We start from the raw sequence: 17,942 nt of genomic DNA, 5'->3' as shown, positions 1-17,942 counted from the left end.
GGGAAACCTCGTACGAAGGGTCGTCATGAAAGAGTAGGCGCCCATGATACCTCAGCCGAGCGCGACTTTCATCGCATCCGCGTCAGGATGCAGATGAATCGCGCTCATGTGCGGGTACTGCTTAATGTTGCTTGTAGACGGCCTGATCGCCCGACGAGTCGGGCTCCTACGGGGCTAGGCCTCCCCTAATAACCCTAAACTTGCCGCGGGGGCTTGTTTACGCAGGCTGCGGGAGAGGCTGTGGCCGATAATGCCGATAAGCAGCGCGCCGCCGATGGGTAGCGCAAGCCATAACTCGGGGTGCGGCCGGGGTGGCAAGTCCAGCAGGTAGAGATACAGCACGGCGGTGGCCAGTTCGGCCAGGGCCGCGCCGAGCAGCCCGCTGGCAAACCCGAGCAGGGCGAACTCGGCGCCCTGCACCCGTGAGATCATCGTCTCCCCTGCCCCGAATACGCGCAGCAGGCCGCTTTCGTGGGCGCGCACCGGTCGGCTGGCGGTTAGCGCGGCGTAGAGCACACTCACCCCGGCGAGCAGCACGAGGATCAGCACCAGTTCCACCGCGCGGGTGACCTGGGTGAGCACATCGCGCACCTGCCCCAGAATGGCCTCGACGTTAAGCAGCGAGACGCCGGGGAAGTCCCTCACCAGTTGATTGATCAGGCTTTGCTCGTCTTCCGGCAAGTAAAACGCCGTGATATAGCTGTGGCCGAAGGATTCCAGCACATCCGGCGGAAAGATCACGAAGAAGTTGGGCCGGAAGGTGTCCCAGTTGAGGCTGCGCAGGCTGGTGATCTCGGTGGTGATTTCATCGCTGCCCACGGCGAAGGTGAGCCGATCGCCAAGCGTCAGCCCGAGGCGTTCGGCCAGGCCGTCTTCCACGGAAATGGGCACCGGCGCGGCTTGGGCGGTGGCGTCTACCTCACTCATCCAGCCTTGCTGCTCGTCAGCGCCCTCTTCACTTGCAAACCATTCCCCGGCGACGATCTCGTTGCCTTCCGGCACTTCGGCCTGCCAGGTGAGGTTGAGCTCCCGGCGCAGGGAGTTGTCGCCGCGGGCGTCAGGGCGCACGGCTTCACGCGGGTCCTGGTCGTTGATCGAGATTACCCGGCCACGCACCATGGGGTAGAGTTCGCTTTGCGCTTCGGCCCGCGGGCTGATCGCGTCCTCGAAGTCGTCACGCTCTGTGGGCTGAATATTGATCGCGAAGTAGTTGGGCGTGTCGTCGGGCAGTTGGTTCTGCCAGGTATTGAGCAGGTCGCCGCGTACCAGGACGATCATCGCCATGGCGAAGAAGGTCACCGAGAACGCCATCAACTGGCCGAGCCCGGCCTGCCGACGCCGCGCTAACTGACGGCCACCCAGGCGCAGCGCCTGGGTCCAGGGGCCTTTGCCAGAAAGCGCCTGTACGCCGCGCAATACGCCATTCAGCAGCAGCATGCTGATGCCCCACAGCACGCCGAGCAGGGCCGCGCCGCCGACCAGCAGGGCCATTGCCAGCGGCAGACTGCCGGAATATAGCCATAGCAGACCGCCAAACACCAGGCTGGCCACGCTGACCACCAGCCATGCGGCGGGTGGCAGCGGGTCCAGCTCGCGACGCAGCACCTTGAGGGCGCTGACGCGCTTGATGCGCAGTAGCGTGGGCCCGGCAAAGCCGATCAGTACCGCAAAAGCCGTTAGTACCCCCAGGCCGAGGGGCATGATACCGGGGGGCGGTAGCGTCATGGGCAGGAAGCTGGCCAGCAGCCATAGCAACAGCGCCTGTCCGGCCAGTCCCAACACGGCACCCAGCAGCGAGGCGACCAGGGCCAGGCCCAGCAGTTGAATCGAGAAAATGACGACCAACTGGTGCTGACTGGCCCCGAAACAACGCAGCAGCGCGGCGGTGTCCAGATGACGTTCCACATAACGGCGGGTGGACATGGCCACCGCCACGCCTGCCAACAGCACGGCGGCAAGCCCGGCCAGGCCCAGGTAGCTCTCGGCACGTTCCAGGGCATTGCCTAACTGTGGCTGGTCGACGCGCACGTCGCTTACTTCAACACCCTCCCGGCGCAGCTCGTCGAGCAGCCCTTGCACGGCATCCAGCGCCTGGGGTGGCCCGGCGGCGAGGATTTCAAACTCGACCCGGGAACCTTCCTGGACCAGCCCGGTGGCCTCCAGGTCGGCGGTGTTGAGCATCAGCCGGGGGTTGAAGCTGCCGAAGCCGCCGGACTGGTCGGCCTCACGCTCGATAATCCCGCTGATGGTCAGTTCTGTCTGCCCGACCTGAACGCTGTCGCCAATCTCGATGTCGATCAGTTGGGCGAGGCGTGGATCGGCCCAGGCTTCACCTGCTGACGGACCAGAGGCCACTTGCTCGGTGCCATTGCCCAGATCCACCCGCGAGCTGCCGTAATGTGGGTAGATATCGTCCACGGCTTTCAGGCTGGCGGGCTGGAAGCGGTCGTCGCGGCTGATCATCGAGACCAGGTCGACCTGGTCGCTCAGTGTAAAGCCGGCATCTTCCAGTTGGGCGCGCAGTTCTTCGCTGAACGGGTCGCGCTGTTCCAGCACCACATCGCCGCCCAGCATCTGGCTGGCCTGGCGCTCCAGGCCGCGGTCCAGGCGGTCGAGGAAAAACGCGATCATGGTGGAGGCGGCCACGGCGAGCATGAGTGCCACGAACAGCGCGCGCACATCGGCGGCACGCAGGTCGCGCTTCAGGCTACGCAGGGCCAGCCGAGCGTTGAGGTTGCTCATGTCTTGGCCTCATGGTTTTTGGAGGCATCGCTTTTAGAGACATGGCTTTCGAGCGTGTCGCTGGCAAGGGTGTGGGGATCGAAGGCGTCAAGGTGGCCGTCGATCAGCCGCAGGCAGCGGTCGCAACGGCGAGCCAGGGCGTGGTCGTGGGTGACCAGGATCAGGGTGGTGCCCGCCTGATGGTTGAGTTCGAAGAGCAGGTCGATGATTTGCGCGCCGGTGTCCGGGTCCAGGTTGCCGGTGGGTTCGTCGGCGAAGACCAGTTCCGGGTCGCTGACAAACGCCCGGGCGATGGCCACGCGCTGCTGCTCGCCGCCGGAAAGCTGTTTGGGCAGATGGCCCTGACGCTCACCCAGCCCGACGCGGGTCAGCCACTGGGCGGCGGTGTCGGTTTCTCCGGCACGGGGCGAGAGTTCCAGCGGCAGCAGCACGTTTTCCAACGCGCTTAGCGTGGGCAGCAGCTGAAAATTCTGGAACACAAAGCCGACGCGGCCTGCGCGCAGCGAGGCACGGCCGTCTTCATCCAGGCGGCTGAGCGGATGGCCGAACAGGTGGAGCTCGCCGTCTGTCGGGGTATCCAGCCCAGCCAGCAGGCCCAGCAAGGTAGATTTGCCCGCCCCGCTCTTGCCCAGAATGGCCACGCTTTCTCCAGCTGCCACGCTCAACGAAAGGTCGTGTAAGATGGTCAGCGTGCGTTCGCCACTGGTGACACTTTTGGTCAAACGTTCGGCATGAAGCACGCGTTGGCTATCCGCCTTGGCGGTCGGCTCAGGGGAATCAGCAGAGGAGTAAGACATGAAGCGTGGCATCCTTGTAGCTTGGCAAAAAGCAGCATGGCGAGAACATTACCGCATACTAACCCTGTGGCTGGGGGTTCTGATAGCCACCCTGGTCGCCGGGCCAGTCAACGCTGAGTCGGTCGACTCGGACGCAGGCTCCGCCCCCACCCTGTTGGTCATGGGCGATAGCCTGAGCGCGGCGTATAACATTGAGCGCGATGAAAGCTGGGTGGCCTTGCTTGAAGAGCGGCTGCCGGAAGCGGCAACCGTCGTCAACGCAAGTATCAGCGGTGAAACCACTTCAGGTGGTGTTCAGCGTTTCGATGACCTATTAGGACAGCACGAGCCGGATATTGTTCTGCTGGAGCTGGGCGGCAACGATGGGTTGCGCGGCCTTCCGCCGCAGCAGATGCAGGCCAACCTGGCGACGATGATCGAGGCCAGCCAGGCCGCAGATGCCGAGGTCCTGCTGCTGGGCATCGATATTCCGCCCAACTACGGCGCTGCCTACCGGGAGGCGTTTACCACCGTTTATCATGACCTCGCCGACACCTACGGCGTTACGCTGGTGCCGTTTTTGCTGGAAGGCATAGCCACCGACGATGCCTTGATGCAGGACGACGGCATTCACCCCACCGCCGAGGCCCAGCCAATTATTCTGGAAACCGTGTGGGATAAGCTGGAAGGTATCATGGCGCCGAGGGTGAGTGCTGGTAGATGACTTGATCGCCCGACGAAGTCGGGTTCCTACAATGGCTGGGTGCATGCCTTGTTTTTTTTTCGTGGCGCGATTAAGTTGCAACGTCTTTTGTCGATATAAATTGTGAAGCTTTAACACGGCACTATGAGGATACCCCCATTAGCTTGAACATCTTCAAAACAGGTTTCTATCTCGCGCCGCCATGGATGGTCAGGTAACGTGATGGTATCGCGGCGGCAAGTGCTCTCGGGGCTGGGCGCGGGGTTGCTGTGCCTGATGATTGGCGCGCCGTCCACGGCTTCGGCGTTCAACCCGGCGCGGATCCGCCAGAAGATGCAGCAGGCGCATGGGGCTGCGGGCGTGACGCTGATCGATGAGTGGCTGGCCATGATCCAGCGGCTGCGCGGCGCAAGGCTTGGCGACCAGATGCGCGAGGTGAATGACTTCTTCAACCGCAAGGTGCGCTGGCGGGATGACATTTCCATCTGGGGCCAGGAAGATTACTGGGCGACGCCGCTGGAAATGCTGGGCAAGCGCGAAGGTGACTGCGAGGATTACTCGATTGCCAAGTACATCACGCTCAAGGAACTGGGTGTGCCGGGCAACAAGCTGCGCATGATTTATGTTCGGGCACGGATTGGCCGTTCCCAGCAAAGCCAGGCGCACATGGTGCTTGGGTACTATCAAACACCGGCGTCCGAGCCGTTGGTACTGGATAACATCATCCCATCCATTCGACCGGCCTCGGAACGCGACGACCTGACCCCTGTCTTCAGTTTCAACAGCAGCGGCTTGTGGGCCGGGGGGTCGCAGGAGTCACGGGCTGACCCACTCGCGCGGCTTTCACGCTGGCAAAGCGTGGTTAACCGCATGCGCGATCAAGGATTTATATAAGAGGATAGGATATGTCTCTCATCAAGCAGCTTTGGCTGACGGTCATCCTGATACTGCTGTTGGCGTTCGTGGGCAGTCTGGCAGTGAGCGTGACCTCCACGCAGGATTACGTTGAGCAGGAAGTACAAATCAAGAATGCCGACAATGCCAACGCGCTGGCACTCTCCATGACCCAGATGGAAAAAGATGACGTCAGCATCGAGCTGCTGCTATCCGCGCAGTTTGATACCGGGCATTACCGTTTGATTGAACTGCGCTCGCCGCAGGGTGACATCATGCAGCGCCGCGAAGCCGAGCCGCTGGACGACGGTGTGCCCAGCTGGTTTGTTGATCTGGTGCGCCTGGATGTTTCCCCTGGTCAGGCAGTGGTGCAGGACGGCTGGAGCCAGTACGGCACCCTGACCCTCGCGAGCCAGCACGACTACGCCTACCGTTCGCTGTGGCAAAGCACCCTGAAAATGACTGCCTGGTTTGCTCTGGTCGGTGCTATCAGCCTGTTGCTGGCCTGGTGGATTGTGCGCACCATCCGTCGGCCGCTGCTGGAAGTGGTTAGCCAGGCACGCAGCATCAGTGCGCGCCGCTTTACCACTTCTTCAGAGCCGCGCACGCTAGAGCTGCGCGAAGTGGTACAGGCGATGAACACGCTCTCCGGGGCGGTGCATACCATGCTGAGCGAAGAAACCGGCAAGCTCGACCAGTTGCGCCGCCGCTTGCAGGAGGATGCCACCACGGGTGCCTCCAACCGCACGACGCTGCTGGAGCATTTGCAGCGCAACCTGGAAAGTGACTCACAGCGTGCCAGCGGCGTGTTGATTATGGTGCGCGTGGACGACCTGCCCGAGGTCAACGAGCGCCTGGGCCGTCAGGCCACCGATGCGGCATTGCGGGCGCTGGTGAGCCATCTGGCGCAGTTGGCCAATGAACTGGGCGGCGGTGAAGTCGGCCGCTTGAACGGCAGTGACTTCCTGGTGGTGGTCCATGGCTCCCAGGATATCGAGCACGTCAGTGAAAGCCTCAAGCATCAGCTGACGCTGCTACGCGATACCGTGGGCGCGCCGCTCCGGCTACCCGCCGCGCTGAGTGAGTACACTCACGGCGATACGCCTTCTCAACGGCTTGCAGCGCTTGACGGCGCCCTCGCCGATGCCGAGGGCCGTGGTGACATGGCGCTGGTGGTGGCTTCTGGCGAGGCGCGCTTGCCGCTGTATACGACCCATGAAGCATGGCGGTCAGCGTTGATCCAGTCGATGGACGCTGGCGTTGCGCTGGCTCGCTTCCCGGTGGTCAATGCCCGTCAGGAAGTGGTGCATTACGAGGCGCCCTCGCGCCTTGAGTTAGCAGGCGAGTGGCGGAGTGCGGGCTTGTTCATGCCCTGGGTGGCCCGTCTGCAGCTGGAAGACAAGCTGGACCTGGCCGTTGCCGAGCGCGCGCTGGCCATTATCGAGACCGACCAGCTACCGCTGGGTATCAACCTCTCCGGCCGCGCGGTGAGCGACATGGCGTTTATCAAGGCGCTGCGCCAACGGCTTGAGCACGCCCCCGAGGCGGCCCGCAAGCTGTGGATCGAGCTACCCGAAAGCACCGCGCTGCATGACCTGGCAAGCTTCCGGTTATTGTGCCGCGAGTTGCAGCACACCGGTGTGCGGATTGGTCTGGAACACGTGGGTAGCGAATTTACCCGCCTGGCCGACCTTCACGACCTGGGGCTTGCGTTCCTCAAGTTTGACGCCAGCCTGGTCAGCGGCGTCGACCAGGCGTTTGACCAGCAGACTATCCTGCGCGGCATGGCCACCCTGGCCCACTCGCTGGGTATTCTGGCCATCGCCGAAGGCGTTAAACGCCCCGAAGAAGCCGAGACACTGTTTGACCTGGGGCTTGATGCGGTTACCGGGCCTGGTGTGAAAGCGCCGTAAGCTCGAAGATGACAGCTTGAATTGAAATCAGCGGCATGGAAGCCGCTGATTAATGTCGTGAGCGACGGTTAGATCACGTCGCTGTCATCGTCGCTGATCAGCCCTACGTCGTTGACGCGTTTGCGCAGCGACTGCCTGTCCAGAAGTTTTTCCTGGGCTTTTTCCGGCAGGTCCGTAAAGCGGATGATCCCCCGATCCATCAACAGAGTGATCACGTCTTCCAGTACCCGCACAAACTCCATATCCGACTGCCTGAGCAGCGCAGCCTCATGGGTTTCGGCGTTGATAAAACGCTGTAGCTCCGCCGATTCCGGTGAGACGTATTCCTTGCAGTGCTCGCTTACCGTACGGCTTACCTGGCTGATCTCGCCCTGTTTATCGCGGTTGACGTACATGTGGTGGCGCTCCCAGTGGCAGCAAGCTGCCATGATAGTTAAGTATCAATTAGCCTAACAAAAGGCCCCGCTCGGCGGTACCGAGCGGGGCCACTTAGGGTAGTTCGGGCTTACTCGATATCGAGCTTGCCGTTATCGATCATGTTTTGAACAACATTCTGCTCATAAGCCACACCATCCAGCGTGATCATTTGATCCGCCCCTTGGCCATTTTGGCCAAGATTGCCACTGGTACTGACGTGGAGCACGGTATCACCTTCCTCGTTCTCGGTTGCTTGCAGGTAACCGTCAAGTTCATCATCACCTCGCTCTTGAAGAAGGTCGGAGAGGTTCAGCGTGTCTCCTTCACCGTCACCTGAGGCATTGAAGTCCCTGACAGTATCCTCGGCAGGTTGGTCTTCGGTACCTTCATCGCCGAAGTTCCATGCGAAGGTGTCAGCGCCTGCACCGCCGAAGAGAGTATCGTTGCCTTCGCCACCATCCAGCAGATCATTGCCGCCCTGGCCGTAGAGAATGTCGTCTCCACTGCCACCGTACAACTCATCATTTCCACCGCGGGTATCGCCTGCGACGTTCAGCTCGGCGTTACCAGCCTTGATGTAGTCATACAGCTGCTGCTCGGTAGGTTCTTCTCCCTCATTGCTGACCTTCAGGTATTCTTTCAGGGCTTTCATGCCTGAACCGTCAGGCAGTTCACGCCCTTCCCAGTCCAGGGCATCGGTGTTGATGGCATCCCCAAAGATGATGTCGTTGCCATCGCCACCATTGACAACGTCATCGCCCAACTCGGCCAGTTCGGTGTCAGTGGAGCCTCCTTCAAGAACGTTGTCCAGTTCTGCAGCAGTATCGATCACTGTTGGTTCACCCACCTGCCCGCTTACTAAGTTAGGCGATATCAACTTGATATTGTCAATATCGAGGTCGGAGTACCGGTTATGACTATCATCATCAACTTGGAAGACCAATCGATAGCTTCCTGTTGACAATTCATCACTTTGAACGCCTTTCCAATCTGACCTCTCTAATTGATTAAAACCACTAACATCCTCCCATCCTGAGCCACCTTGTTTTTGGAGTTTCCAACTAAATTCATCTTTGTTGTGCGAGTCGAAGGTACGATAATCAAACGCAACTTGACTTCCATCGATACTGACTTCAAAAGTATCGCTGGCGGCAAGGGTAGCCACTCCCCCAGGAGAGTCTTCAATTGTCAGGAAATTACCTATATCTGTTCTGACAGCACCTTCATTGTCGCTTCCTGCTAGTTTATTCCAGGCATTTCCCTGGTCTAGTGGATCATTTGTTCCTTCAAAATCCGCCAGAGTTAAGTCTGACTTACCGAACTGGACAGACCCTTGTCCTGCCACATCGGTATTATCGAAGAATCTAAGGTACTCTTCGTTGACGTTATTGCTCCCTAATCCAATAGCATGCACAGTGCTGATGTTGGAAAGCGGTGCGAAGGCGTCAATTGCGTTTTGCAAATTAGCTTGGCTGGTTTGCGAACCGCCACCATCACTGGTGGGATTACCCGATGCATCGAGATGATAGGTTGGATCACCATCCGTCAGGAAGAAAGACAGGTTCTCATAGCCGTTACTTTGACCATCAAACCACTGTTTGGCTTGTGCAAAAGCGGCCTCATAGTTCGTACCACCATCTGCATCCAGGCCTTGTATAGCCGACTGAATCGTGCTGAGAGTATCATCAGTATTCGTAATGTCATTCAGCGTCAATAACGTTTCAGCATTGCTGTCAAAGCTGACAAGCTGGAAGTTTATGGCTCCATCGTGATTGACAAGTTGGTCAGCCAGCTTATTAAGTGCATTCTTCAGCATTGTTAACTGATTGGCGATACTGCCTGAAGAATCCACAATCAGCGAGACATTATAGTCCTGCCCAGGAGTGGTAACGATTTTGTTGCCGCCCAAATCAGCCAATACAATGTCGTCACCTTGACCGGCCTGAACGGCGTTATCACCGTTATTCGCGGTTTCAAGATCACCCTTGTACAGCGTCAGGCTGACAGGCACGTCCACGTTCTCAAAGTTACCATTGACGCTGACAACCTCAGCAGTAAGGTCGCTTTGGCCATCTGTTTCAACCGCAACACTGCCCTTGCCGTTACGATCAAGATTGACCGTATACTCTTGGCCGCCAATATTGACAGTGGCCGTAGGGAAGGTATCAATGAAGTCGAACTGACTTTCATCGGGCGGATTGGACGTCTCGATTTCAAAGGTAACCTCAGAGGCACCGCCTATACTGGTTGCTTCGCCATTCATTACTTCTTTATAGGCGATCGAGTGGATCAGGTAGTCATCATCGTAACCAACGGCAGAGAACTCTGCAGTTGTAAAGGTTTCGCCACTTCCCGGCTCAAAGGTGTAAGCATTATCCACACGGTCAGAGCCACCCGGCGCTCGCTCTGTCCTGGTTTCGTCTCCATTGGCATCGTAGTAGGTAACAAAGGCTTCGGTTGAGGTACCGCCACCCGAAACGATCGCAGAGCCAACAGAGTTTCCATCTTTATCAAAGAACTCTACTTTTGCTCTTTCGTTGTTGTTACGCCAAGCGAACTGAACGTCGAAGTTTTTCACCTCATTATTGAAGTCAACAACGACCTTTTCGCTACCTTCATTACTATAACCAAGCTCGCTGTTAGCAGCCCCGCCAGTCGTGGCACCGACCACACCAAAGCCATCATGGTCAGTTCCTGTAACTTTTGAAATAGTCCCTTCATCACCGTTAGGCCTAGAGGCCGTTACGGTAAAGCTATCGGTGTTATCAACGTTTCCGACATTAATGACGGACGTTTTCGTCACAATCGCGTTGATGCTGACATCGGTGGTGTCGATGGTATCGTTGACTTCAACCGTAGCAGTGTCACTGGTATCAAGGTCCTCAAAGTTGTGATCGCCTTGATCGGTCACACTGACCTCGTAGCTTTCCTCATCCTCGTAAACGTCATCACCCTGGATATCAAACGGTGTCGAGGTACCTTCGGTGGCACCTTCAGCAAACGTGATGGTCTCTCCATTACTCAGCGTAACGGTGAACTCTTGGCTCGCCGCGTTGCTGAGTGTGGCGGAGATCGTGGCGGTGCCAGTTCCCTCGTCTACTGTCACATCGTTCAATGTGAGAGTTGTAGTGTCGATGGTGTCGACGATCTCGGCTTCGGCGGCCTCGCCCAGGGTGAGGTTTTCAAACGCGGTGCCGTCGCTGGCCGCGGCGCCTTCCAGCGCGACTTCAACGGTCTCGCCGTCAACGAACACGTCGTCGCCTTGGGGCTCGCGGGTGTAGGTGACTTCGGTCTCGCCCTGTTCGATGGTCACGGTGTTGCCGCCGTCCAGGGTGACTTCGACGTCACGGTCGACCGCTTCGCTCAGGCTGACCGTGAAGGTCTGCGCCTGGGCTTCGGTGAACTGCGCCGAGGTCGGTGCGATGCTGAGGGTGATCGGGTCGCCGTCGTTGGGCTCGCCCGGTTCGCCCGGCGTGCCGGGTTCGTCGGTCACGGTGACGCTGGTCTCACCGGCGGTGGCCAGGTCTTCGAACTCGCTGTCGCTGTCGCCCACGATCTCGGTGATGCTGTTGGTCAGGGTCTCCTGACCGCCCACGAAGGCGTCGTCGCCGGCGGTCACGGTGGTGCTGCCACTCACTTGACCGGCGGCAATGGTGACCGTGGAGCCGTCAGCCAGGCGGAACTCGAGGCCGTTGTGGGCACCGAGGTCGGCGCCTTCCGGACCGCTCAGGGTCACGCTGTAGGTGACTTCGCCGCCTTCGGCGACGCTGTCGGTGTCCGCACTCAGCGTGGCGGTGACGGTGTCGATGGTGTCGACGATCTCGGCTTCGGCGGCCTCGCCCAGGGTGAGGTTTTCAAACGCGGTGCCGTCAGTGGCCGCGGCGCCTTCCAGCGCGACTTCAACGGTCTCGCCGTCAACGAACACGTCGTCGCCTTGGGGCTCGCGGGTGTAGGTGACTTCGGTCTCGCCCTGTTCGATGGTGACGGTGTTGCCGCCGTCCAGGGTGACTTCGACGTCACGGTCGACCGCTTCGCTCAGGCTGACCGTGAAGGTCTGCGCCTGGGCTTCGGTGAACTGCGCCGAGGTCGGTGCGATGCTGAGGGTGATCGGGTCGCCGTCGTTGGGCTCGCCCGGTTCGCCCGGCGTGCCGGGTTCGTCGGTCACGGTGACGCTGGTCTCACCGGCGGTGGCCAGGTCTTCGAACTCGCTGTCGCTGTCGCCCACGATCTCGGTGATGCTGTTGGTCAGGGTCTCCTGACCGCCCACGAAGGCGTCGTCGCCGGCGGTCACGGTGGTGCTGCCACTCACTTGACCGGCGGCAATGGTGACCGTGGAGCCGTCAGCCAGGCGGAACTCGAGGCCGTTGTGGGCACCGAGGTCGGCGCCTTCCGGACCGCTCAGGGTCACGCTGTAGGTGACTTCGCCGCCTTCGGCGACGCTGTCGGTGTCCGCCGTCAGCGTGGCGGTGACGGTGTCGATGGTGTCGACGATCTCGGCTTCGGCGGCCTCACCCAGGGTGAGGTTTTCGAACGCGGTGCCGTCAGTGGCCGCGGCGCCTTCCAGCGCGACTTCAACGGTCTCGCCGTCAACGAACACGTCGTCGCCTTGGGGCTCGCGGGTGTAGGTGACTTCGGTCTCGCCCTGTTCGATGGTGACGGTGTTGCCGCCGTCCAGGGTGACTTCGACGTCACGGTCGACCGCTTCGCTCAGGCTGACCGTGAAGGTCTGCGCCTGGGCTTCGGTGAACTGCGCCGAGGTCGGTGCGATGCTGAGGGTGATCGGGTCGCCGTCGTTGGGCTCGCCCGGTTCGCCCGGCGTGCCGGGTTCGTCGGTCACGGTGACGCTGGTCTCACCGGCGGTGGCCAGGTCTTCGAACTCGCTGTCGCTGTCGCCCACGATCTCGGTGATGCTGTTGGTCAGGGTCTCCTGACCGCCCACGAAGGCGTCGTCGCCGGCGGTCACGGTGGTGCTGCCACTCACTTGACCGGCGGCAATGGTGACCGTGGAGCCGTCAGCCAGGCGGAACTCGAGGCCGTTGTGGGCACCGAGGTCGGCGCCTTCCGGACCGCTCAGGGTCACGCTGTAGGTGACTTCGCCGCCTTCGGCGACGCTGTCGGTGTCCGCACTCAGCGTGGCGGTGACGGTGTCGATGGTGTCGACGATCTCGGCTTCGGCGGCCTCGCCCAGGGTGAGGTTTTCAAACGCGGTGCCGTCAGTGGCCGCGGCGCCTTCCAGCGCGACTTCAACGGTCTCGCCGTCAACGAACACGTCGTCGCCTTGGGGCTCGCGGGTGTAGGTGACTTCGGTCTCGCCCTGTTCGATGGTGACGGTGTTGCCGCCGTCCAGGGTGACTTCGACGTCACGGTCGACCGCTTCGCTCAGGCTGACCGTGAAGGTCTGCGCCTGGGCTTCGGTGAACTGCGCCGAGGTCGGTGCGATGCTGAGGGTGATCGGGTCGCCGTCGTTGGGCTCGCCCGGTTCGCCCGGCGTGCCGGGTTCGTCGGTCACGGTGACGCTGGTCTCACCGGCGGTGGCCAGGTCTTCGAACTCGCTGTCGCTGTCGCCCACGATCTCGGTGATGCTGTTGGTCAGGGTCTCCTGACCGCCCACGAAGGCGTCGTCGCCGGCGGTCACGGTGGTGCTGCCACTCACTTGACCGGCGGCAATGGTGACCGTGGAGCCGTCAGCCAGGCGGAACTCGAGGCCGTTGTGGGCACCGAGGTCGGCGCCTTCCGGACCGCTCAGGGTCACGCTGTAGGTGACTTCGCCGCCTTCGGCGACGCTGTCGGTGTCCGCACTCAGCGTGGCGGTGACGGTGTCGATGGTGTCGACGATCTCGGCTTCGGCGGCTTCACCCAGGGTGAGGTTTTCAAACGCGGTGCCGTCAGTGGCCGCGGCGCCTTCCAGCGCGACTTCAACGGTCTCGCCGTCAACGAACACGTCGTCGCCTTGGGGCTCGCGGGTGTAGGTGACTTCGGTCTCGCCCTGTTCGATGGTGACGGTGTTGCCGCCGTCCAGGGTGACTTCGACGTCACGGTCGACCGCTTCGCTCAGGCTGACCGTGAAGGTCTGCGCCTGGGCTTCGGTGAACTGCGCCGAGGTCGGTGCGATGCTGAGGGTGATCGGGTCGCCGTCGTTGGGCTCGCCCGGTTCGCCCGGCGTGCCGGGTTCGTCGGTCACGGTGACGCTGGTCTCACCGGCGGTGGCCAGGTCTTCGAACTCGCTGTCGCTGTCGCCCACGATCTCGGTGATGCTGTTGGTCAGGGTCTCCTGACCGCCCACGAAGGCGTCGTCGCCGGCGGTCACGGTGGTGCTGCCACTCACTTGACCGGCGGCAATGGTGACCGTGGAGCCGTCAGCCAGGCGGAACTCGAGGCCGTTGTGGGCACCGAGGTCGGCGCCTTCCGGACCGCTCAGGGTCACGCTGTAGGTGACTTCGCCGCCTTCGGCGACGCTGTCGGTGTCCGCCGTCAGCGTGGCGGTGACGGTGTCGATGGTGTCGACGATCTCGGCTTCGGCGGCCTCACCCAGGGTGAGGTTTTCGAACGCGGTGCCGTCAGTGGCCGCGGCGCCTTCCAGCGCGACTTCAACGGTCTCGCCGTCAACGAACACGTCGTCGCCTTGGGGCTCGCGGGTGTAGGTGACTTCGGTCTCGCCCTGTTCGATGGTGACGGTGTTGCCGCCGTCCAGGGTGACTTCGACGTCACGGTCGACCGCTTCGCTCAGGCTGACCGTGAAGGTCTGCGCCTGGGCTTCGGTGAACTGCGCCGAGGTCGGTGCGATGCTGAGGGTGATCGGGTCGCCGTCGTTGGGCTCGCCCGGTTCGCCCGGCGTGCCGGGTTCGTCGGTCACGGTGACGCTGGTCTCACCGGCGGTGGCCAGGTCTTCGAACTCGCTGTCGCTGTCGCCCACGATCTCGGTGATGCTGTTGGTCAGGGTCTCCTGACCGCCCACGAAGGCGTCGTCGCCGGCGGTCACGGTGGTGCTGCCACTCACTTGACCGGCGGCAATGGTGACCGTGGAGCCGTCAGCCAGGCGGAACTCGAGGCCGTTGTGGGCACCGAGGTCGGCGCCTTCCGGACCGCTCAGGGTCACGCTGTAGGTGACTTCGCCGCCTTCGGCGACGCTGTCGGTGTCCGCACTCAGCGTGGCGGTGACGGTGTCGATGGTGTCGACGATCTCGGCTTCGGCGGCCTCGCCCAGGGTGAGGTTTTCAAACGCGGTGCCGTCAGTGGCCGCGGCGCCTTCCAGCGCGACTTCAACGGTCTCGCCGTCAACGAACACGTCGTCGCCTTGGGGCTCGCGGGTGTAGGTGGTTTCGGTCGCCCCGGCGGTGATGGTGACGGTGTTGCCGCCGTCCAGGGTGACTTCGACGTCACGGTCGACCGCTTCGCTCAGGCTGACCGTGAAGGTCTGTGCCTGGGCTTCGGTGAACTGCGCCGAGGTCGGTGCGATGCTGAGGGTGATCGGGTCGCCGTCGTTGGGCTCGCCCGGTTCGCCCGGCGTGCCGGGTTCGTCGGTCACGGTGACGCTGGTCTCACCGGCGGTGGCCAGGTCTTCGAACTCGCTGTCGCTGTCGCCCACGATCTCGGTGATGCTGTTGGTCAGGGTCTCCTGACCGCCCACGAAGGCGTCGTCGCCGGCGGTCACGGTGGTGCTGCCACTCACTTGACCGGCGGCAATGGTGACCGTGGAGCCGTCAGCCAGGCGGAACTCGAGGCCGTTGTGGGCACCGAGGTCGGCGCCTTCCGGACCGCTCAGGGTCACGCTGTAGGTGACTTCGCCGCCTTCGGCGACGCTGTCGGTGTCCGCACTCAGCGTGGCGGTGACGGTGTCGATGGTGTCGACGATCTCGGCTTCGGCGGCCTCGCCCAGGGTGAGGTTTTCAAACGCGGTGCCGTCAGTGGCCGCGGCGCCTTCCAGCGCGACTTCAACGGTCTCGCCGTCAACGAACACGTCGTCGCCTTGGGGCTCGCGGGTGTAGGTGACTTCGGTCTCGCCCTGTTCGATGGTGACGGTGTTGCCGCCGTCCAGGGTGACTTCGACGTCACGGTCGACCGCTTCGCTCAGGCTGACCGTGAAGGTCTGCGCCTGGGCTTCGGTGAACTGCGCCGAGGTCGGTGCGATGCTGAGGGTGATCGGGTCGCCGTCGTTGGGCTCGCCCGGTTCGCCCGGCGTGCCGGGTTCGTCGGTCACGGTGACGCTGGTCTCACCGGCGGTGGCCAGGTCTTCGAACTCGCTGTCGCTGTCGCCCACGATCTCGGTGATGCTGTTGGTCAGGGTCTCCTGACCGCCCACGAAGGCGTCGTCGCCGGCGGTCACGGTGGTGCTGCCACTCACTTGACCGGCGGCGATGTTAACGATGGAGCCGTCAGCCAGGCGGAACTCGAGGCCGTTGTGGGCACCGAGGTCGGCGCCTTCCGGACCGCTCAGGGTCACGCTGTAGGTGACTTCGCCGCCTTCGGCGACGCTGTCGGTGTCCGCACTCAGCGTGGCGGTGACGGTGTCGATGGTGTCGACGATCTCGGCTTCGGCGGCCTCGCCCAGGGTGAGGTTTTCAAACGCGGTGCCGTCAGTGGCCGCGGCGCCTTCCAGCGCGACTTCAACGGTCTCGCCGTCAACGAACACGTCGTCGCCTTGGGGCTCGCGGGTGTAGGTGACTTCGGTCTCGCCCTGTTCGATGGTGACGGTGTTGCCGCCGTCCAGGGTGACTTCGACGTCACGGTCGACCGCTTCGCTCAGGCTGACCGTGAAGGTCTGCGCCTGGGCTTCGGTGAACTGCGCCGAGGTCGGTGCGATGCTGAGGGTGATCGGGTCGCCGTCGTTGGGCTCGCCCGGTTCGCCCGGCGTGCCGGGTTCGTCGGTCACGGTGACGCTGGTCTCACCGGCGGTGGCCAGGTCTTCGAACTCGCTGTCGCTGTCGCCCACGATCTCGGTGATGCTGTTGGTCAGGGTCTCCTGACCGCCCACGAAGGCGTCGTCGCCGGCGGTCACGGTGGTGCTGCCACTCACTTGACCGGCGGCGATGTTAACGATGGAGCCGTCAGCCAGGCGGAACTCGAGGCCGTTGTGGGCACCGAGGTCGGCGCCTTCCGGACCGGTCAGGGTCACGCTGTAGGTGACTTCGCCGCCTTCGGCGACACTGTCGGTGTCCGCCGTCAGCGTGGCGGTGACGGTGTCGTTGTCGTCAACCGTCGTCACTGTGGCTTCGGCGCTGGTATCAAGCGCTTCGTAGTTACCACCCTCAGTGGAGGCGATGCTCAGGGTCTGGCTCTCTGCACCCTGAAGGAAGACATCGTCGTTACGACTGTCGAACGTCACGCTACCTTCTGTGGCACCGGCAACGATCGTGATCTGTTGCTCGTTGCTTAGCGTGATCACCAGATCGGTTTCTGGAGCATTGTCCACGCGGGCGGTGACCGTAATATCACCGGCCTCAGTGACTTGTTCCGGGACTTCCAGGGTGACGGTGGTGACATCATTGTCGTCCACCACATTGACACTACCCGTGCTGCTGGTGTCCAACGACTCATAGTTACCGCCGGAGGTACCGGCGATACTTAGATCGATAGGCTGACCGCCCTGCTGGAAAGCGTCGTCATCACGGGTAGAGAAGGTCACATCGCCACTGGTGGCTCCCGCCACAATAGTTATTTGCTGGCCATTACTGAGGGTAATGACCAAATCGGTTTCTGGTGCGTTGTCGACTGATGCAGTGACGGTGATTTCATCGGCTTCTGTAACCTGCTCTGGCATACTCAGCGTAATAATGCCCTGTAGTCCAGGCTCATCGTCTTCAGCAGCTGCATCGTCTTCGACAGGAGCTTCGGCAAACTCAACCGCAGGCGGGCCACCATCCACACCACCTGCATACTCAAACTGCAGCCCTTGAACAGACTCTTCGATGCGCGCGAGCTGGACGAAGTCGGCGCCACCGCCGCCGCCACCACCGGCAGCACCACCGCCTGCGGCGGTTGCTTCAAGGAGTTCAAGGATGTCGCCGTCTTCTTCTTCCAATACAGACAGCAACGTTTCTATCTCGCTGTCTTGGGCAACGGTTTCTTCTTCCGTCGGGGCGTTTTCGGCATCCACGTCATTGGTGATCGCGACTTCTTCGTTGCCGCCGATCAGCGTCGGAGGCAGACCGTCGTCAAAATCAAGTTGCACACTGCCATTGGTAGAGGTGACGAGCGTTTCACCTTCCTGAAGAACATCACCAACAGCCAGTTCGCGCAGGTTACCGTCAGGATCGCGTGCCCAGGCCTGACCGGTAATGGTAACAACGGTTGCAATGCTCATAGGAGTCATCCTCTAACAACAGAAATAAGGTTTTATATTGATAGTCACACTAGGCCAGACTGGGAAAGCTTAGTATTGGACCGTGGTACAGGATGGGGGACTATTTCGGTAGGTACTTCATACGTACTGGGGGGCTTTAAATCGCCCCAGCGGCATAGAAAAGGGCTAGATAGCTGGGCGTCAAGGCTGACAGATTG

7 protein-coding genes are annotated in these 17,942 nt (G+C 61.5%); 3 read left to right on the top strand and 4 right to left on the bottom strand.

All coding sequences use genetic code 11. The annotated features are described in order from the left end of the window. Positions 1-174: 174 nt before the first annotated feature. Positions 175-2,742, bottom strand: a complete 2,568-nt coding sequence (locus tag IT895_RS05330; RefSeq protein ID WP_199284922.1) for an ABC transporter permease — start codon at positions 2,740-2,742, stop codon at positions 175-177. Further along, positions 2,739-3,539 (bottom strand): ABC transporter ATP-binding protein, encoded by an 801-nt coding sequence (locus IT895_RS05325; RefSeq protein ID WP_085918472.1) that lies wholly within the window; start codon positions 3,537-3,539, stop codon positions 2,739-2,741. The genes IT895_RS05330 and IT895_RS05325 overlap by 4 nt, the downstream gene beginning before the upstream one ends. On the opposite strand from IT895_RS05325, the gene IT895_RS05320 reads away from it, so the two are divergent. The 3 genes from IT895_RS05320 (at position 3,538) to IT895_RS05310 (ending at position 7,028) form a co-directional block, all read left to right on the top strand. Continuing rightward, positions 3,538-4,242, top strand: coding sequence for an arylesterase (locus IT895_RS05320; protein ID WP_199284921.1), 705 nt, complete (start codon positions 3,538-3,540; stop codon positions 4,240-4,242). The two genes, IT895_RS05325 and IT895_RS05320, sit on opposite strands and share 2 nt — an antisense overlap. 201 nt (positions 4,243-4,443) lie before the next feature. Further along, positions 4,444-5,115 carry a transglutaminase-like cysteine peptidase gene (locus tag IT895_RS05315; RefSeq protein WP_199285415.1) on the top strand — a complete coding sequence of 224 codons (672 nt, stop codon included), beginning with the start codon at positions 4,444-4,446 and terminating at the stop codon, positions 5,113-5,115. Positions 5,116-5,126: 11 nt separating this feature from the next. Next, on the top strand, positions 5,127-7,028 hold the full coding sequence (locus IT895_RS05310; RefSeq protein WP_199284920.1) for an EAL domain-containing protein: 1,902 nt from the start codon (positions 5,127-5,129) through the stop codon (positions 7,026-7,028). Between the two features lie 68 nt (positions 7,029-7,096). Here the strand turns inward: IT895_RS05310 and IT895_RS05305 are convergent, their stop codons facing one another. After that, a complete protein-coding gene (locus IT895_RS05305) occupies positions 7,097-7,423 on the bottom strand; it encodes a tryptophan synthase subunit beta like protein (protein WP_199284919.1) in 327 nt (108 codons plus the stop codon). Between the two features lie 110 nt (positions 7,424-7,533). After that, complete coding sequence (locus IT895_RS05300) at positions 7,534-17,745, bottom strand: immunoglobulin-like domain-containing protein (RefSeq protein ID WP_199285535.1); 10,212 nt, start codon at positions 17,743-17,745, stop codon at positions 7,534-7,536. Positions 17,746-17,942: the final 197 nt, after the last annotated feature.

The organism is Halomonas sp. A40-4 (assembly GCF_015767635.1).
Lineage (GTDB): Bacteria > Pseudomonadota > Gammaproteobacteria > Pseudomonadales > Halomonadaceae > Vreelandella > Vreelandella janggokensis.
This window is presented reverse-complemented; position numbering and strand designations above follow the sequence as displayed.

Bases quoted from the DNA above. Each gene is read 5' to 3' on its own strand.
- IT895_RS05305 (WP_199284919.1), bottom strand. From the start codon at position 7,423: ATGTACGTCAACCGCGATAAACAGGGCGAGATCAGCCAGGTAAGCCGT.
- IT895_RS05325 (WP_085918472.1), bottom strand. From the start codon at position 3,539: ATGTCTTACTCCTCTGCTGATTCCCCTGAGCCGACCGCCAAGGCGGAT.
- IT895_RS05310 (WP_199284920.1), top strand. From the start codon at position 5,127: ATGTCTCTCATCAAGCAGCTTTGGCTGACGGTCATCCTGATACTGCTG.
- IT895_RS05330 (WP_199284922.1), bottom strand. From the start codon at position 2,742: ATGAGCAACCTCAACGCTCGGCTGGCCCTGCGTAGCCTGAAGCGCGAC.
- IT895_RS05300 (WP_199285535.1), bottom strand. From the start codon at position 17,745: ATGAGCATTGCAACCGTTGTTACCATTACCGGTCAGGCCTGGGCACGC.
- IT895_RS05320 (WP_199284921.1), top strand. From the start codon at position 3,538: ATGAAGCGTGGCATCCTTGTAGCTTGGCAAAAAGCAGCATGGCGAGAA.
- IT895_RS05315 (WP_199285415.1), top strand. From the start codon at position 4,444: ATGGTATCGCGGCGGCAAGTGCTCTCGGGGCTGGGCGCGGGGTTGCTG.